The following is a 1405-nucleotide window of genomic DNA, read 5'->3' as shown; positions in this document are numbered from 1 at the left end:
GCAGAACAAACCGTATTGAAACTTATAGGTAGGTAGTAAACTTTCGTGGCTTGAAATTAATTAACGAAAAAAAGCCTTATTTAATTCGTTACTTTCACAAAAAATGAATTAATCAGCTAAATTTATGGTTAGAAAGAAATGGAATTTTGACTTTAATTTTAGAAGTTTTTAACTTTGCAACAGAATTATAACAAGCTATTAGAGTTAGCCATAATTCATTAATTATCAGACATTTACAAATATAAAATAAAATGACTTCACACTCAAACGAAAATACAATTTTAGATGATGTAAACTCGCCCGAACTCGACCAAAAAATTATGAGTCAAGTGGCGGCCGATTTTATAAAAGTATCCGACCATCTGAAAGAAGCATCTTATCAAATCCGTAAGCGTGGTTTTTCTGACTATCCGATTTTTGTGGTCAATCGAACTTTAGTTGAGGTTGGACAAATGCTTTTTACAAGACTTGATTTTGATACACAATTCGATTACAAAGCGTCATTTTTGGATGAATTCGTACAGCGTAAACTCATCGGAGAAGAATCTATTGAGCTTTTCAAAGAAAACTACAAAAACGCCGATGAATACTGTTGTTTGTTCGTAATCGAAGCCGAATTTGCAGGATTTATTTTTATTCCTTTTCCAGAAGATTGAATGTAGTTTTCAGTCCACAGTTAACAGTCCACAATTGGCAATTTGAAGTCAAAATAAATTGATTATTCGACTAAACGGCTAAAAACGATTGGCAACTTGCCAACTGTGGACTGAAAACTGACGACTGCCCACTTTTATTTCTCTGCTCTCACAGTCGGATATTTGATTCCGAGTTGCTCCAAATACGTTTTATATTTCGTTGAATCATAATAATATTTGCTCATTTCTGGGCGAAATTTCTCCATGATTTCTTTATTCAACTGAATCGCTGGTTTATCATCTTTCGAGATAAGTGGCGTATATTTGATTTCTTTCGTTTGCTCTTTGTTGTAGTATTCCCAAGCATTTTTGATAATTTCAGGCTTGAAAAGCATATCCAAAATCGTTAGTGCCTCGGCTTTTGCTCCTGCTGTACAACCTTTGTGGGCAATCGGAGTGGCCATCGTGATGGCATTTGCCCAATGATGTCCTGGCATTCCTGGCATATTTGATGGGTAACGCAAAACCACCGTTGGCAAAGACCACGAAATATCGGCAATATCATCGGAGCCACCTTGACGAACAATATTTGGCGAATAAACTGGCTCGCTCATAGTATCGAGCTTCATGGCTAAACCATCAGCTTTGGGTGCTTTTAGCTCTTTTTGAGCAGCTTTGGCCAACATTTGGTCTTCTTCCGACCATTGTGGCAAACCTACACGCTTGATATTCTGATACATTGCATCGGCAATTGGCTTATTAAAATGACC

General features: G+C 36.7%; 1 protein-coding gene and 1 pseudogene. One reads left to right on the top strand and one right to left on the bottom strand.

All coding sequences use genetic code 11. The annotated features are described in order from the left end of the window. Positions 1-251 precede the first annotated feature (251 nt). Positions 252-656: a hypothetical protein gene (locus ACOVO2_RS03070; RefSeq protein ID WP_421768561.1), complete on the top strand. Its 405-nt coding sequence runs from the start codon at positions 252-254 to the stop codon at positions 654-656. 134 nt (positions 657-790) lie between these two features. Here the strand turns inward: ACOVO2_RS03070 and ACOVO2_RS03065 are convergent. Then, a pseudogene (locus ACOVO2_RS03065) lies at positions 791-1405 on the bottom strand (amidohydrolase); the annotation flags it as partial.

The organism is Emticicia sp. (assembly GCF_049241225.1).
GTDB lineage: Bacteria > Bacteroidota > Bacteroidia > Cytophagales > Spirosomataceae > Emticicia.
This window is presented reverse-complemented; position numbering and strand designations above follow the sequence as displayed.